The sequence below is a fragment of the Butyrivibrio sp. INlla21 genome, assembly GCF_900116875.1.
In the GTDB taxonomy this organism is placed as follows: domain Bacteria; phylum Bacillota; class Clostridia; order Lachnospirales; family Lachnospiraceae; genus Butyrivibrio.
Genome location: NZ_FPCC01000008.1, coordinates 59,388 through 76,255 on the forward strand (window position 1 = coordinate 59,388; position 16,868 = coordinate 76,255).

The following is a 16,868-nucleotide window of genomic DNA, read 5'->3' on the forward strand; positions in this document are numbered from 1 at the left end:
CTTTATCTATAATATTGTCTGTCCCCGGTTCGTACGCACTTTAGCCTCGCTTATAATTTCCATACAGCTTAAGATACAGGTTCGGGCTGATCCTAAAGATCATCACCTTAAGCTTGTGTCCCATTGAAAGCCCCGCGAATACACCTCTTGTCTTAAGTGCGTGAAGTATCTGTTTCTTGGATTCATCTATCGCAAGTCTTGATAGGTCGTTGTCGCGCTCTTTTTCATCAAGCATCGCAACCTTTCCGACAACAAGAAGTGCCGTCAAAACCATCGATACGCCAAGGCTTACATGAGCATATCTCGAAACGTATTTACCTGCGCTTATCAGCCTTTCTTCCGCAAGCTTCCAGCAGGCGAGCTGGTCTAAAAAGCTTTCTTTAAATGCGGTCTTCATCGCGCCGTTTTCGTTGTCGGTGTAAATGTAATCCGCTTTATCTATGCATTTTATCGTATGCTCTTTTCCCTGAGAAAGGGCTATATCCATGAGGAAAAGAAGATCCTCTCCGATCGTGAGCCCATCCTTAAATCTGATGTTCTCATCGCTTATTGCCTTTCGTAAAAAGAGCTTTCCCCAGACGTGGGAATTACCTGTTATAAGATAGTTCTCCAAATACTGATAGCCGCTCAGTTTGCCTGTTCCGATGTCGGTTCCGATCTCATCCACCAAAACAGTGGCATCGTCCAGGACACGCAGCATGTTTTCGAGATATTCATCCAAAACCTTGTCATCGGCATCGACAAATGCGATATATCTTCCCGTTGCCTTCTCCATGCCGAGATTCCTTGCATTGGAGACACCGCCGTTTTTTATATGATAAGCAAAAACCTTGCCCTCGTATTCGCTTGCAAGCTCATCGCATACTTTACCGCTTCCGTCCGTGGAACCGTCATCTATAAGAATAACTTCAAACTCGCTCGCATTTACTTCCTTTTGGTTCAAACAAGATAAGACACACTCACGCAGTGTGTCTTTTGCCTGATAAACAGGGATTATTATGCTTACAAGCTTTTCATCATTCATAGAGCTCATTCCATTCATCTCTCGGAATTCCGGTTATATTGTCTATTCCGTAGTGCCATCTGTAGGCATCATTGATCCAATAGTCGGGATCATCCGAAATATCGGATTCATACGCCATGGTAAATCTATTCTCCCTGCCGGGCCTAAGCATGGGTGCGTCAACATCGTCTTCGCCATTAGCCGCGCACTCCTTGAGGTATGCATCTCTTTCATCGAACTCGCCCTTTATCCTGGCAAGATTCGCTCCTTGCTCGATATAAGTGAAAACGAGCAAGATAGCGAGGATCACGGTACATGATGTGATAAACATCTGTAAAAGTCCCTGAGGGAAAGTATCTGAGCCACCAAGCATTACAGTATTCGCTATAACTGCGATTCCGTTAAGGACCGCGATCATCAGGAAAATACCTGCTCCGTACAAGGTTCTAAGCTGGGGAGATCCGGGAACGGCAACAACCGCATACGCAGTTGCAAGCGCGATAAATCCCATAAGTCTCATGTATCCCGTCATCTCAAAGAACTTACTCTTAGATGCCATCATATATGCGATCACAACCAAAAGCACCGCAAACATCATAGTAAGGACCATGTAGTTATCTTTAATATTGAGTGTAACCTTAAGAAATCTCGCTCCGAATGCAAGAAGTCCCGAATGTGATTCATTGTCAATCGCAGCAAGCTTCCTGTTTCCATTTCCGGGTGCGAGTACGAGGAATGCCAGTCCCGTTATGCATCCAACGAGGCCTGTGATCATCCAAGGCTTGATGAACTTGAAATCCTTGTTCTCTCTGTATTTAAGATAAAGCAATATCAAAAGAAAAAGTATAACTCCGCCGGATGTGTTTTCATTACACCATCCCGAAAGAAGTCCCAAAACAAACATCCGGACAGCGGTGATCGGCTTCTCTGCGGCTCCGCTCCTGGCCTTTTTTCTGTAAATCGTTATAAACGCAAGCATTATCGTTGATGTAAAGAGATAATTGCACGCGCCGGTCTCCCAGAACACAGAGTTACTCATCGTAGGATCAAAGAACCAAAGGAATAAAACGACAAGAGAATACATTCCGATATCGTATTTCTTCCTGTTGTCGATATTAGCGTATATAAGCAGCGTCTGGATCGCGAACACAATTCCCGCAACGATATTGAAGAATGCTTTAGAGCCTATGTACAAGAAGATTCTCAGCATGATATGCGCAACGCTTCTGCCGGAATGGCCCATATAATGCTCATACTCCTGCACGAAGATGTCAAAGAAGTTGTTGGCTTCGGCAACCGTATCCCCGTAAATGATGTCGTCACACATCGCGGGAGTTAAAAAACTAAATATTGTAACGGAAACAAAAGCCAAAAATACCAGTCCGTAAAAGATTTTCTTTTTATTTTTGTCAGGCATCTTGCGCTCCTTTTCGGTTTACGATCTTATGATCGCTCTTCTTTTAATTTACCTTGGGAAAAGAACTCCCAAAGATAAATTCCGGCTATCGGGAATATAAACAATCTTCCGATAAACCTAGATACAAACGTCGCTTCAACAATAGTGTAGATTGAAAGCGATAAGATGATGACAAGTGTCATCGCGTCTTTTTTCTTATAGCAGATGTATATAAGTAGCAATACCAATAGGCTTATGATAACAGCCGGTATGATTCCATACCAGTAAAACAGCCTTACCCAGCCCATGTCGAATGCCTCTTCACTCATTCTGTCGGAGAAGAGTTTCCAGGTACCGATTGCTCCCGCGTGCCTCTCATTTCCTCTGTAGAGATCGTGAATCCTGTTCGTCAGAAGCTCATCGATCTTCGAAATGAAATCGTGGCACTTCATTTCCTGATGGTATCTCGGTATGTAGCTTACACATGCCGACCATACGGAAAATGCGACGCAGAATATCGGTGTCACAAGTGCTGTTAATATATATATTATCCTACATTCTGCGATCTTATTCCAATATCTGACGATAAGTCCCGTTGCAAACAACATCACGCTTATCGCAAGTGCGGTTTTTGACTTGGATAAAAAGCATATTGCTATGTTAAAAGAAAATGCCAAAAGCCATTTGATAATTCCTGATTTCTTGCCGTATAGCCACATCCACATTGCGCTTAGGGCATATACGCAGCCGTAAAGCGTATTGGGATGTCCGAATCCGAATACGTAGCGAAGCTCACTCGCATTATCTCTTCCGTAGTCGTGTACCTCATAGATATTACCCATAACTCCGATAACGGATAAAAGTGCTATGAGAGCAAATCCAACAAGGGAAACGTAGAAGATATATTTCATAGTCTTCTTAATATCCACATCCCTGGCAGCCGCCATGAAAGTAAATATCCTAAGAAGATCGTTCTTACCTGATATTCTCCAGCAAAAGAAAGTGAACGCGAAAGCAGCAACAAGAATAATCCACTCACGCTTTCCGTGCTTCATAAAAAGTACTGCCACGAGAGCAAGGATAAAAGTGCCTCTGAACAATAAGCTGTAGACCCTCGGATCATTAAAGTAAATCCCGGGATCAGGCAGCTCACTCTTTTCATAGATCATGAGAAGAAGCTCTATTGTAAGCGCTATATAAAATATTAAGTTGGTCAGCTTAATTCGCTTTTCATCTTCCAATTTCAGAAAATTCATTAAGTTTCCGTTCCTATCGTAAAAGTCATTATCGGCATATATCTAATGCCGGAGTAGCATCAGCCGCGCTTATCTATTCCCAACATCCTTTTAAGTTTGTGCACAGCCTTTCTCATAAATCTTCCCGCAGTGATATCAATATAATGATAGCACTTGGAAAATGCTGTGATCTTAGGCATTACAAGGTGCTTATATTCTTCAAGATGTTCGAGAAGATATGTGGGATAAGTATCATCCACTTCTCCTCGCTCGAATCTTGCGTTTCTTCCAAAGATATCCTGACCGAGAACCAAGTGGTCCATTGTCTCGGCGAGCACTTCTCTGTCGTTGTACTCCTGATGAGCTGCGGCCTTAACTTTAACTCCGATTCTCTTGGCGGGATTGCTTTCCTTGTAGCCTCCCATGTATCCGAAGTGCCAGCCACCGTCAGCTACTCTGACAGATCTCTCGTCCGTAACCGAAATGAGATCGCGAAGTCTTACGATTCCTTCCTCCGGAATATTCTTTATCGAAGTGATCTTGGTTCCGAGCCACTTTCTCTCAGACTGCGGAACATCGGGAAATTCTCCGGTTATCGACTTAAGCGTTCCGGACTTTTCCTCGTTGTTCATGTACACATAGAAATTTCTCTGCGCAAGGTGGTAAACCTTGTTTTTATCAAAGTTATCTATTATCTGTGTCAGAACCTTGGGATTTGGAATCTCGTCCACGTCACCGAAGATGATCACGTCATCCTCTGTTGCACCGACTTCTTTAAGTCCCTCTATAAGACGGTTCTTTTGGAAATAATCTCTCTCGTGAGACTTGGCCTCCACGGGCGTATCGTCGACAACAATATATGTGATCTTATCAAGATAGTCCTTGAAAAGTTCTTTGTTTTTCTCAAAGCAAAGCTCTTTTTTTTCACCCGAAAAAGTCATCGTGGATTCCTCGATGATAAAGCGGTCCACGTAGGGTTCGAGCACTCCGAGCCTAAGCTTTAAAATATCCAGTTCGTTAAAAAAAGGTATGAGATCGTATACCATGATAACCTCTTCAAATCCGCCTTTTGATCGCGTTTTTTAAATCGTGCTTGGCCGCTTCCGCAAGGAGCTTAAATGTCGCTCCCATGGCACTTGTATTTGCCTTTTCGTGTATGATTACATCCTCGATAGGCGCCCATTCCGGAAGATCGAAGCGCGCATATTTCTTGTAAAAAGCATCCTCAAAAAGCTCTTTTATCTTAGCTTTCTTATCAGATAAAGACAGCGCAGAATAAACTATCCTAACCGCCGCGATCGCACAGGTAAGAGCCTTTCTCTCGTTAAGAGGAGAATCATCAATTCCCCATTTACCTGTAAGCTCATCGACCTTGTTCCAGACAATCTTCTGATTATCAAGAAAAGCCTTGTTATAGCTTGCCGTAAGGCTTACGCCGCTCTTTCTGTAAAGATACAAAACCTTGTCTATATAAGCTATTCCAAAAGCTCTATCGACGTATTCAGCGGTCTGATAGAGGTCTTCGCCGTAGTTAAGTCCTTCAATCCTTGTATCTATAAAAGCGATATCTCTGCAGATGCATTTGATCCACATGGCGTTTAGCTTATCGCCTTTTACAACCAGCTCTTTAAATGCTTTCTTATCTTCGCCGGAATAGAGTTTTCCCTCTTTGAAAGGAAAGTCGCGAAGCTTATCGCCGGGCTTGTCCATATCAGCAGCGTTGTAAAAGATAAGATCCGGGCTTGAGTCATAACCTGTTACATTCGTCTCATTGCCCTCGGATTGTACTTCCGAGCCTTCGTTTTTGGCAAACCCTCTTATAACTTCACCGAGCGTTTCCAGCAGGTTCTCTTTTAACTTATCATCGGCATCGAGCGCGAGGATATAATCTCCTTTTGCGATTTTGATGCCTTCCTGCCTTGCCTGATAAAGGCCGATCCTGCCCTCATGAATAACACTTACATTGTCATGAGAAGCCGCGTACTCATCACAGATTTTCGGTGTGTCGTCCGTTGAGCCGTTCTCGACAAGGATAATCTCAAACGAGTCACCTGTATGAACTTTTTGAGAAAGCGCGGAGTCAACGGCTTCTTTTAAGAAATCCTGCCCGTTGCACACCGGAACAATGATCGAAAAAATCATGTGATGTTATGCTCCTCTTTCCACTTCTTGGTCTTTCTCCAAAAAAGAAAAGGTCTGACCGCCATCTTAAATCTCTTCTTGGGGCTGTAAAACCTCGGATAATCTGCGTTCTCACCCCACCACTTGTGGAAGATAAAAGGCTCAACGCCTTTATTTTCGGGAAGCGGATGCTCCCTTCCAAACGTAAGCGCAAGCTCAAACGGCGCCCACTTTATCCCCTCTTCTTCCATTGCATTCTTGGAATGGCAGCAGATAAAAATGTCTTCGTTGTAAAATCCGTCGTCAACACGTACCCACGGAAGATTGTGCTTAGCCGGGAACTCAAGAAGTCTCTTGGACCTTATAGAAACACTGTTTCCGACTCTGCAGATATTGCCCTTACTGTCTCTGTACGCGTAGTCGTTCTTGGGAAGCGGCCAAGGTGAACCGATGTAATCGTAATTAAGGAATTCATCGTTCCAATTCTCGGGATGAATAACAAATCCGTCCGCATGAACAAGCAGCACAAAATCTGTATTTATGTGGTCTTTTAGCTCGTAGACCATTTTGTAATTGAATTTATCGATGCTGTCGAGCCTATCTGTATAGCTGAATCTGATGTTCTTCGGAAGATAAAAAGGCTTTTTATCCGATACCAGAACGACATCTCCGAACTCGATCTCCCTCATGCTGTACTTAAGCGCCTGCACCGTCTCGTAGACGTTGACACTCGTAAGGGCACATAAAGTAACCTGCGGGAGCTTTATCTTTTTCTCCATTTTATTCACCTAAAAGGTTGCAAGCTTTATCTTGCAGCCAATGCTCTTAATACTGATATTTCTTGATAATTCCGACTCTCTTTTCAAGGCTTCTGACGATCTTCTTAAGGTAAAAGACTCCGTACAAGCTCTTCCTTCTGATTATCTGGCAAAAGAGCCTTAGCTTGCCGGGCTTTTTATTTCTGCGCGCATAGAGCCTTGATCTTCTTTTGTAATCTTCAAGCTCTTTCCTACATTCATCGGCTTCAAAAATTCTGCCTTTTTTGTCCTGGTAATGTAAGAAGCTGTATATATTCTGCTCGGAAGACCAGAAGCCGTCCGAGATATTGTGTCTTGCCCAGTACTTGGGAGCTATCGCATATTTAAGCTCCGTGCTTGAAAGAACCGGCATTATCGAGAAAGACGAATTGGAAAGAATGAGGTATCTCGCATTCTTGATCGTCACGTAATCCTTGCCCATATCGAAGTGGTGGCACTCGTATTCGGGAAGGACCTTCCTCGCCGCCTCTTCATCCTCGGTCACAACCATGAATCTCATATCGGGATTGATCTTCTTCATATGCTTTATCGCATTTAAGAAGTATTTCCTGTCAAGGTAGAGCTCGGGATGGTTGGTGTACTCGCCGCCTCTGATATTGATAATGCAGAGGTCGTCTGCCGTATATTCATAGGACTCTGCCTCAGGCTTAACCTTGAGCCAGTCCTTGATCTTGTCTCTGTATTTCTCGAAGTAACTCTCGTCCTGAAGATTGCCGTAGATAAGCGTGTTGTCCTCGATATCAAAGAGCCTCTTGTCCGCGCCGCTTATGTAGCAGCCGTTACTCATATCATGCCTGGAATTACCCATGTAAAGGCGATCATCCTGCTCGTTGAAGATTGTATATTTATCCTTGTCTTCCGCCGGAATCTCTGTACCCATGTCGATGTCCATGAAGTACATGCCCTTCTGTGAGTGAAAGACATTTCCCACCTGACCGGGATTTATGAACCCAAAGTCAACGCCTTTGTCAGCCGCCATACAACGAGTAACTATATAAAAAAATAATTGATTGCCCAGGCCGTAACCCGGGATAAACTCTGTTCCAATCATATATTCACCAATATCCGCCGTACTTTTACTGAATTACCGTTCTGCCTTCAAGCGTGGTCGCGCGAATCTTCTCATCCTTAACTTCATAGATGACATCGCAGTTCGCGATAGTGTTGAGTCTGTGCGCAATTATGATCATAGTCTTCTTGCCGTGGAAGCTGTTGATAGCCTCCATAACCGCAGCCTCTGTCTCGTTGTCGAGAGCACTCGTAGCCTCGTCAAATACGAGGATCTCGGGGTTGTGATAAAGAGCTCTCGCGATACCGATACGCTGCCTCTGGCCGCCGGAAAGTCTTACTCCTCTGTCACCGATCTTGGTATCAAGACCTTCGGGAAGGCTTCGGACAAAGTCGGCGAGCTGAGCCTCCTCCATAACTTCCCAGATTCTCTTATCATCTATCTCATCTGCGTCTATACCAAATGCGATATTCTCGCGGATCGACTCATCAACCATGTAGATTGACTGAGGGATGTATCCGATCTGAGAAAGCCAAGATTCGTAGTTACTAAAGATATTGCTGCCGTCGCACAGGATCTCACCCTTCTGTACATGAAGTAGTCCAAGGATGATATCGACAACAGTTGATTTACCTGCACCCGAAGGTCCGATAATACCTACGGATTTACCCTTAGGCACGACCATGTTGGCACCGTCGAATATCTTTACATCGGAATCCGGATAAGCAAATGTAATATCTTTTATCTCAATTTCTTTTTCCAAGTGAAGCTCAGGACCTGCGATTGCAGCTCTCTCTGCTCTCATCGCCTTGTCCATCTTCATTGAATCCGTGAGATTGTTATATACAAAATCAAGGCTGTACTGATTATATGCAATCTCTGTAAGATAAGTATTTATGCGGTTTACGGAAGGCATGATACGAAGCGCCGCAACACCGAACGCCATGATCTGGGTTGTCAGCTCTTCTGACGATCCTCCTCTAACGAAATTAAAGAGCACATACAGCATAATGGTCGCCATAAATACTGTCTCTATGAGAAGTCTCGGGATATTGTTAAGAACCGTATAGTTCCTTGCAAGATCGGCTCCGACTTTACCGGACTCATAATAGTTTCGGATAAAGAAATCCTGCCTGTTTAAAACCTTAACGTCCTTAAGTCCGTAGATAGCCTGAAGTCTCCACTTTGCAATCCTACTCTGGGTCTCCTGATTCTCTTTTCCAATCTTGTTGAGCCTTGGCTTAAGCACCTTGGTGATAAAAAGAGTCATCACAAGGAGAACCAGGATAGCAAGAACCGTCATCTCCCAGTTTACGACGATCAACACTATGCCAAGACATATCGAAACAACAAGCTCCGTCGCAAGTGAAAGAATGGACAGCACCAGCGTAAATGTCCTTGGGATATCACTGTCGGTAATTCTGAAAACAGTGGGAATATCAGCTCCGAGGTAATCCTCATAGGGTCTGTTCAGGAATTCTCTCATGACCCTACTGATCATGTCATTTCTTGCCCTTGTGATAAAAGTATTCTGCTTGTAGATCAGGAACAAAAGATATGCATTCTTGATAATAAACACCGCGATCATGCACAGGATAAGCGGAACCGCAAGCTTGGCCGCGTCATATCCGAGATGTAACGTATCGAGGACCACTCTTATGGCCTTCTGTTCCTTGACCATAGCCTCAAATTTTTCGGGGCTCAAAATAGCTGACATTACAGGGATTATCATCGAAACTCCCAATGTCTCAAAAAAGCCCCCAATGAGTATAAGGACAGCTAGTATTCCTAACTGTCCCTTCTGTTTTTTATCAAATATATAGTTTAACTTAGTAAAAAGACTGACTTTCTTATTGCTATCGGTATTACTCATAACTAAACTTCCACTTTCAACATTCTATCTGTATAGATATCGTCCATATCCTTGTTGTTGATCCACTTGGCGGGAGCGATGACCATCTTCTCGGGTGCATCGTTGAGCCATGCGGCCCACCAGCTAAAAGAGCTGTTGGCGATGATGTGGTGCTTACACTTACTCATAAGCATCATCTCGGCGATATCGGTCTTAGGTCCCTCTTCAAGCTCAACTACGCTGAAGCAGCGGCCCTTGAAGTGGTTCTTACACCATTCCTTGTCATCGGTGAAAATAAAGAACATTGCCTTTGGATAAACTTCCCTGATCTTATTGATGGCATTCTTGTAATATTTCTCCGAGCAAAGATTGTGAATGTGTTTGTGCTCCTCGTCTATATAGTCCGTTCTTCTAACGTGAAGACTTACAGATTCACAGCACTCTATCTGCTGGAGCAACGTCCAGCTGACTGTATCGTTCATAAGCTCCTGAGGTCTTCTCTCAAAAGCCTCTCTTATCTCATTCTGTACGGATTCGTCGGTAAAATACTTCTCGCTCTGCCAATAGCCTACAAGGTAAGCATCGTCGAGCTCCAGGATCTTTGGATCAAAGCGTCCCGACTCCTCATCTATTCTAAAGGTCTTTCTGCCTGTAAGCTTTCTTCTGATGCGGCTGAAAATATCCATCTTGGAATCGGTCAGTGCAACGACTTCTTCCTTACTTGCTTTCTCATACTCAAGCCCGTATCCCGCAATAACGGGTTTCCTTAGCTTGTCATTGATAAAGCCCGTCACATCATCTATCTTTACAACTTTACCTTTTTTCTTAAGAGCTCTGTAGAGCGCATACTGGAACATCTGGTTTCCCAGTCCGCCCTTAAGCTGAATTATTATCATATCCCCTCCACCTATAAACGTCTCGTTATGTGAACGCATACATGGTTAATTATACCATAAAATCCGTCAATCTTCTTCATCGCCTTGCAGAGTACTGTAGTCTCCGTTTGCGATTCTTTCGCGGATCTTGTCCTCACCGCGGAAAAGCTCTTCCATCCAAAGGTCGTAGGACTTCTTCCAGGAATTGTACTTAAGCCCTTGCCTTCTGTCGTGCTTACCGAGCTTACCGGTCTTTACATAGTTCTCTGACAGGTATTCTTCAAACCACACCGTCACCTTATCGGCGCCGACAATATTCGTATGTGTTCCGCCGTCTTTGTAATCGGCGGTCTCATCAAAGCCAATCTCATCAAGATGCTGGTTCATATCAAGGAAATTGTAACCTCTTTCCGTCACATAATCCCTGATGTAATTGATCTTACTCTGCTCCTCTTCGTTTACGGTAAAAGGAGTGATGATAAATAGCGCGTCTTTATTGTGCTTCTTAAGGCATGCAATCAGATCGTCCAAGTACTCCTGCTGCTCTGCAGGCATCTTCTCAACATCCGATACACTATGAAAATTCTCTTTTTCCGCGGGTTTCACCTCATCTGAAGCAACAAAGCCCTTCAGATCATCGGGATAAGCGTAAAAGAACATGCGAAGCTGGCTCCACATTATAAGCGTCTTCCAGTTGGAATGATACTTGCATATATCAAAATAAAAGTTAAAAGGCTTATAATCGGAGAGCATTTTGCCGTTTTCGTCATACTCCGCATTTTCCGGCGTAACCATCGCATTTATGGTCTTTATCCTATTAAGGGAATACTTCATGTTATCCGTAACTTCCCTCGTATGGCCCATGTGCTTTTCTTTATCGGCATTTATAAGAGCCTCATCCTCTGCCTGCCACATCTTCATCTCAAAGATAAAAAGATCCGGATCCTGCGTCTTAAGCGTCTCCTCAACAAGATACTTGGCCGCAACGGGACGCTGCATATTCGTTGAAAGAGGATACATGGTTATACCCATATCGCCGTAGATCCTTGGTGTCGCAATGCAGTAAGGAACAGGGCTTGATCCGATAACGACTGCGTCTATCGTGTTTCTTTTTTCTGCATAAAAACCGACAAACCTGTCCTTCACATCACCGTTGGTCCTGATACAGTAGGTGATATGAGGGATAAGCCACATGATCATCAATATGAAAATACCAATCTTAATTATCTGTTTCTTAGTCATTTTTATCTCAAATCCTTATACCATCATAATAAGCCGGGTACTCGGCATCAAAAATCATCATAAATCGAATCCGCAGGATTAAATCCGGGTCCGTACTCCGCAAGTAAAAGCACCATGAAAAACAGTGCCAGATACACGATCCATCTGATCACAAGCTTCTTGGAAGCGATGTACTCTCTTATATTCGAATAGCCTTCAAATCTGCTGCCCGTGATCTTACCGTCACGCGATAGCTCCATTCTGTACTGAATAACGGAAACCGTAATGAACACCGCCATTGTAACAAGCAGTATTCCCCACTCGTAGATACTAAGCCCCAGATTCAGCAAACTGCCGTCAACAAAGATCTGAGGGTTAAAAGAGCTGACGCTTCCCTTCAAAAGACTGAGCGCATGCGGAATGTTTTTTGACCTAAAGAACAAGTCACCTATGCAAACAAAGAAAAACGTTCTCACAACCCTGAAGCCGTTTGCAAACTTGCTCTGCATATTGATGTGGAACTTTTTCTCAAAAAGCCATGTAAAGAACGGAAGTGTCACTTCTCCGAGCATGATGTATGCCCAGTGCAAAAGACCCGAGCCGATAACGAACGTTGCCGCTCCTCCGTGCCACAGACCTACGGAAAACCACAGGATAAACATGGCAACGTAAGTAGTGATCTGCTTTCCTTTCTTTTTACCAAATACATTCTTAAGCTTCTTGCCAAGCCCCATTATCATCTTGGTTCTAAGAAGCGGGTAAAAGACATTGTCCTTCATCCAAATTCCGAGCGTAGCGTGCCATCTTCTCCAATACTCGCTTATGTTCTTTGCAAAGAAAGGAGTCGTAAAGTTTTCTGGAAGAATAATTCCGAGTATCTCGGCAAAGCCGATAACGATGTCGATTCCGCCCGAGAAATTGGTATATAACTGAAACGCAAAACACACAGTGCCCAGCCAAATGTATGCTCCCGGGTACTGCGCATTGTTGCCATATATCTCATCAACTATTATTTTGAGTCTCTGTGAAATAACAAGCCACTTAAAGAAACCCCAGAGCATCCTCTGCGCTCCGAAGGTCAGATTCTTGTAGTCAGGCTTATGATATTCAAAGAACTGGTCGCTGTGTTCACGGGTCTTTATGATAGGTCCCTGAACCATAAGCGGGAAGAACATTCCGACAAGAGTTGTCTGAAGGAAGCTGTCTCTTCTGACGCCAATGCCGTTGTAGACCTCGATAAAATACCCAAGCAAAATAAATGTATAAAAAGAAAGTCCCGTGGGAGGGATAACATCGCCTCCTGTAATGAACTTATAGAATTTAAACACGATAAGTATTCCGAGAAGAACCGCAAGCTCCGCCGCAAGTATCAGTCTTCTTTTTACAAGCTCTTCTTCGCCTGTCCCGGCCAAAAGCTTTAAAAGTCCCCACGTCGTAAACGAAGCCACTAGCGGGAATACTATCTGAACATAGTCTCCCTTTACGGAAAACAAATAGAAGATGATGCTCGCAATAAGGAGCACCACCCACTGACCTCTTTTCTTAAACAAAAGAGGCACCGCATAATATGCTATTAAAACAAGTGCAACGAAGCACAAAAAACTAAACGAAGTTATACTCATAGATTTTCTTTCTTATATTCTTTTTCATACCACTGTCGGAACATAAGTATATACCAAATCTGGATTCTGTAAATCCCGCGTTCTGTAAAGTCGGTCCAGATCTTCTCAACGACATCGGGATCAAGAATATCCTGCTGCCGCATCTTGTCCTTATCAAGAAGGTCTTCAGCCCACTGCCTGATCTCGCCGTCCATAAGCCACTTGGCGATCGGAATCGAGAAGCCCTTCTTCGGTCCTTCCATAAGCTCCTTCTGAACATGTCTGTAGAGAACGTCACGAAGAACCTGCTTGCCGACATTTCCTTCTCTAAGATACTCGATAGGGAGCGACCACGCAAATTCCAAGAGGTCTCTGTCGAGCATCGGAACTCTTGTCTCAAGCGAAACCGCCATAGCGGTCCTGTCGACCTTAACCAGTATATCATCGGGATGATACACAAGCATATCCATAAGCATGGCGTTATGAATGGGCTCTGTCAAAAGAGCTTTCGCCATGTCGTCATATTTGTATAAAAGAGGCTTGTCTTTCTTGATCGCGATCTTTTTTACCAAAGGATCCGTCTCATGCTCAAATCTGTGAATCTCGCCGGGACCCTTGGCTCCAAGATAGATAGCCTTACTTCTTCTTACCTCATCCTTGGGGTTAGTCGCAAGGATAGCGGCGCTTATGGGCTTCCTTAGCAAATACGGAAGTTTTCCGACCTTGCCCCAGACTCTGTCTACGGATTCATAGGACTTATAGCCCGCAAAGAGCTCATCTCCGCCGTCTCCCGAAAGAGAAACCGTCACATGCTTTCTCGTCATCTTGCTGACAAGATAAGTCGGGATCTGCGATGAATCGGCAAAAGGTTCGCCGAACATAAAGGGAAGCTGCGGGATTACCGCCTTGGCATCCTTCTCAGTGATGTACTCTTCCGTATGTATCGTGCCGAGGTGCTTAGCAATCTCTTTTGCCTTAACTGCCTCGTTGTACTTCTCATCTTCCATTCCGATCGTGAAGGTGCGTACCTGATTATCCGAAACGGACTGCATCAGTGCAACGACCGTGCTGCTGTCGATTCCCGCCGAAAGAAAAGCTCCGAGCGGAACATCCGATATCATCTGGCCTTTCACAGACTCTTTTAACAGCCTCTCAAGCTCAAGTGAAGCCTCTTCTCTGCTGCCCGTAAAGATATTGTTCTGGCCCTTTATCGCAGCCTCTGTCATCGACCAGTAGGTCTCTTCTTTGGTCTTTAATGTATCAATATCAACCGTTATTATTGTGCCCGCTTCAAGCTTGTAAATATTCTTGTATATCGTGTGCGGCGCAGGAATATAACCTTCCGTAAAATATATATCAAGAACTTCTCTGTTGATCTCGTTGTCAAAGCCGTCAATAACGCGCAAGCATCCGATGTCGGAAGCAAAGGCAAAAGAGCCTGCTACGGTTCCGTAGTACAAAGGCTTCTCGCCGACTCTGTCTCTTGCGAGAGTGACCGTTCCGGCTTCCTTATCGTAAACCGCGATTCCAAACATACCCTTGCAGAGCCTGAGAGCTTCTTTCATTCCGTAGCTCTCGATAGCTTCAAGAAGGATCTCGGTATCCGATGTTCCTCTAAAGGTCGTAGCCTTGCCGTCTTTAATAAGCTTGTCTTTTACTTCGCCGGCGTTGTAAATCTCGCCGTTATATACAATAACGCTCTTGCCCGAATGTGAAACCATGGGCTGAGCGCCGTTCTTGGATAAGTCCACAATAGAAAGGCGCCTATGTCCAAGCGCCACTTTCATATCGTCACTTATGTAAATTCCTTCATCATCGGGGCCTCTGTGAAGCATACGCTCGTTCATCTTGGCTATGATCGCATGTCTGTCACCTTTGTACCCGATAAGACCGTTAATTCCGCACATATATGTCTCCGAAGCACCGCACGTCTATGCCGGTGCCTATACTCAGTTCACTTTGATAACTTTGTTCTTGGGTTCGTACGCCGAAAGCTCCAGCTTGTATGTTCTGTTGCCGTCACCGTCTTCCTCTATCATATCAAAGCCGTGCAAAGAATAAAAATCTTTTACCATCTTATTCTTGGCAGTCGGATAATAATATCCGTAAATCGTCTTGATTCCTCGCTCTGAAGCCTTCTTGCAGAGCTCATCCATCATGGCAAATTCCATATCTCTTTTAAGGACGCGGCAGCTCATGAGCCAAAGGTCTATGTGAAGCTCATCGCCCTTGACGTTACCGATCACAAGCGAAACGATTCCGTTGTCTCCGAATTTATCTGTCAATCTGCCGTAGAGCGTGATGTTATTGCCATCGGCCGCCGTCTTTTCGATGTCGTCCTGAGTATAGCGCTTGGTAGTTAAGTTAAACTGGTTACTCTTATTGGTAAGCTGCGCGATACGAGGCATGTAGAGCTTTTCAAAAGGCGCGATCACTGCCTCCATCTCAAGTGACTTAAGATACTCGGTGTAGTCGGCAAAGCTCTGCTCCAATTGAGTACGCTTTTTGTTTGCCATATACATCTCGTTACGCTTCTTATCATCCTCTGAGATTGCCGTTGCCTCAAAGAATCCCGAATGATCGAGGATCCTGATATAGTGCTCGGGCGAATCGATTGCGGGCGCCATTGCTCCCGGGATCTGTCCCTCTATGATAGCTCTTTCCGCAGGATTGTCATCCACAAATACAAGTGACTCGGGAAGGACGTTAAGCTCTGAAGCTATCGCCTTCATATTCTCACTCTTTGGCTCCCAGTTGGCCTTTATCATAACAAAATCATCGGGAGTAAGTATTCCGTCGGGATGCTTAAGTCCCGCGATCGCATTTTCTTCATCGTTCTTGGAATCAACCGTAAGGACTATTCCAAGGTCTTTTTGCATTTTTACATACTGCTGGAACTCGGAATAAACCTGCCCCAGGTTGGTCTCCTGACCTATCTCGATTCCGTCGACGCCGTCGTCACCTACAACGCCGCCCCAAAGTGTATTGTCAAGATCGAGCACAAGGCCCTTCTTGTTCTTTCCGTAGATTGACTTGATGATATTGGCAATATTAAAGCTAAGTGTGGGAATAGCCTGAATGCAGAGCGCATACTTGTACATGTGCCATGCAAGAGGATCTGACCACTCATCAAGACCGTAACAGCTTGATACGTAGTTGATATCGTTTATAAAAAAGCTTTCGCCGGCATCTGCTTTTTGGGCAGCATAGTCCGCGAAGGCCGTATTTAATCTGTTTATGAAATTAAGTCTTCCGTGAATGTCGTAAGCATCTCTGTTTCCGAGAAGTCTGTAGAAAGGCGCCTCGAAATTGTTTTGTATTATGGGACACTTATAGAGCTGTGAAAGGTTGTCCCACATTGTCTCAAAGTGCTTGAAAGTAGCTTCAAACTTGGCATCAACGTCTTCTTTACTGTCAGACATCTCCGGGAAGTTTGTGATGTTGCGGTTTGATGTATGGATGTAGATAACATCGGGTGCAAACTCTTTTAACTCATCGGAAGGAAACATGGCATCCTGCCAGTACTGGCCGTATTCCGATTCGTAAAATGAAGGTTCTATTCCGTAATTTAGTAAAAAAAGCTCCAGTATCCTTATGATGTCATGGGTCGTGGAGCCTCCTAGTACCGCTATTTTCTTTTTGATCCTGTCCGCGCCGTCAGAAAGAAGAGTCTTTTTGATGGTCTTGGACTTTTTCATTATGTAGCTGTTGTCAAAAGGATATTCAAGTTCTTTCAT

At 44.3% G+C, this 16,868-nt stretch carries 13 protein-coding genes; all 13 read right to left on the reverse strand.

Going from position 1 to position 16,868, the window contains the following annotated elements; all coding sequences use genetic code 11:
* Positions 1-40: 40 nt before the first annotated feature.
* The 13 genes from BM377_RS06390 to BM377_RS06450 all read right to left on the reverse strand — a co-directional run bounded on the left by BM377_RS06390 (position 41) and on the right by BM377_RS06450 (position 16,868).
* Positions 41-1,033, reverse strand: coding sequence for a glycosyltransferase family 2 protein (locus BM377_RS06390; RefSeq protein ID WP_177223818.1), 993 nt, complete (start codon positions 1,031-1,033; stop codon positions 41-43).
* Complete coding sequence (locus BM377_RS06395; RefSeq protein WP_092245473.1) at positions 1,017-2,420, reverse strand: DUF3329 domain-containing protein; 1,404 nt, start codon at positions 2,418-2,420, stop codon at positions 1,017-1,019. The genes BM377_RS06390 and BM377_RS06395 overlap by 17 nt, the downstream gene beginning before the upstream one ends.
* Before the next feature lie 26 nt (positions 2,421-2,446).
* Positions 2,447-3,655 carry a hypothetical protein gene (locus BM377_RS06400; RefSeq protein WP_092245476.1) on the reverse strand — a complete coding sequence of 403 codons (1,209 nt, stop codon included), beginning with the start codon at positions 3,653-3,655 and terminating at the stop codon, positions 2,447-2,449.
* 59 nt (positions 3,656-3,714) lie between these two features.
* Positions 3,715-4,680, reverse strand: coding sequence for a glycosyltransferase family 17 protein (locus tag BM377_RS06405; RefSeq protein ID WP_092245481.1), 966 nt, complete (start codon positions 4,678-4,680; stop codon positions 3,715-3,717).
* 10 nt (positions 4,681-4,690) lie between these two features.
* A complete protein-coding gene (locus BM377_RS06410) occupies positions 4,691-5,776 on the reverse strand; it encodes a glycosyltransferase family 2 protein (RefSeq protein WP_092245484.1) in 1,086 nt (361 codons plus the stop codon).
* On the reverse strand, positions 5,773-6,534 hold the full coding sequence (locus BM377_RS06415; protein WP_092245487.1) for a DUF5672 family protein: 762 nt from the start codon (positions 6,532-6,534) through the stop codon (positions 5,773-5,775). The genes BM377_RS06410 and BM377_RS06415 overlap by 4 nt, the downstream gene beginning before the upstream one ends.
* 46 nt (positions 6,535-6,580) lie before the next feature.
* Positions 6,581-7,624, reverse strand: coding sequence for an O-fucosyltransferase family protein (locus tag BM377_RS06420; protein ID WP_092245490.1), 1,044 nt, complete (start codon positions 7,622-7,624; stop codon positions 6,581-6,583).
* 25 nt (positions 7,625-7,649) lie between these two features.
* The gene (locus tag BM377_RS06425) at positions 7,650-9,455 is read right to left on the reverse strand and encodes an ABC transporter ATP-binding protein (RefSeq protein ID WP_092245492.1); all 1,806 of its coding nucleotides are present in this window, start codon (positions 9,453-9,455) and stop codon (positions 7,650-7,652) included.
* A gap of 2 nt (positions 9,456-9,457) precedes the next feature.
* The gene (locus tag BM377_RS06430; protein WP_158588762.1) at positions 9,458-10,330 is read right to left on the reverse strand and encodes an alpha-1,2-fucosyltransferase; all 873 of its coding nucleotides are present in this window, start codon (positions 10,328-10,330) and stop codon (positions 9,458-9,460) included.
* A gap of 66 nt (positions 10,331-10,396) precedes the next feature.
* Positions 10,397-11,551 carry a hypothetical protein gene (locus BM377_RS06435; protein WP_092245498.1) on the reverse strand — a complete coding sequence of 385 codons (1,155 nt, stop codon included), beginning with the start codon at positions 11,549-11,551 and terminating at the stop codon, positions 10,397-10,399.
* A gap of 47 nt (positions 11,552-11,598) precedes the next feature.
* On the reverse strand, positions 11,599-13,152 hold the full coding sequence (locus tag BM377_RS06440; RefSeq protein ID WP_092245501.1) for an MBOAT family O-acyltransferase: 1,554 nt from the start codon (positions 13,150-13,152) through the stop codon (positions 11,599-11,601).
* Positions 13,149-15,038 carry an asparagine synthase (glutamine-hydrolyzing) gene (gene asnB, locus BM377_RS06445; RefSeq protein ID WP_092245505.1) on the reverse strand — a complete coding sequence of 630 codons (1,890 nt, stop codon included), beginning with the start codon at positions 15,036-15,038 and terminating at the stop codon, positions 13,149-13,151. The genes BM377_RS06440 and asnB overlap by 4 nt, the downstream gene beginning before the upstream one ends.
* 42 nt (positions 15,039-15,080) lie before the next feature.
* Positions 15,081-16,868 carry an HAD-IIIC family phosphatase gene (locus BM377_RS06450; protein ID WP_092245508.1) on the reverse strand — a complete coding sequence of 596 codons (1,788 nt, stop codon included), beginning with the start codon at positions 16,866-16,868 and terminating at the stop codon, positions 15,081-15,083.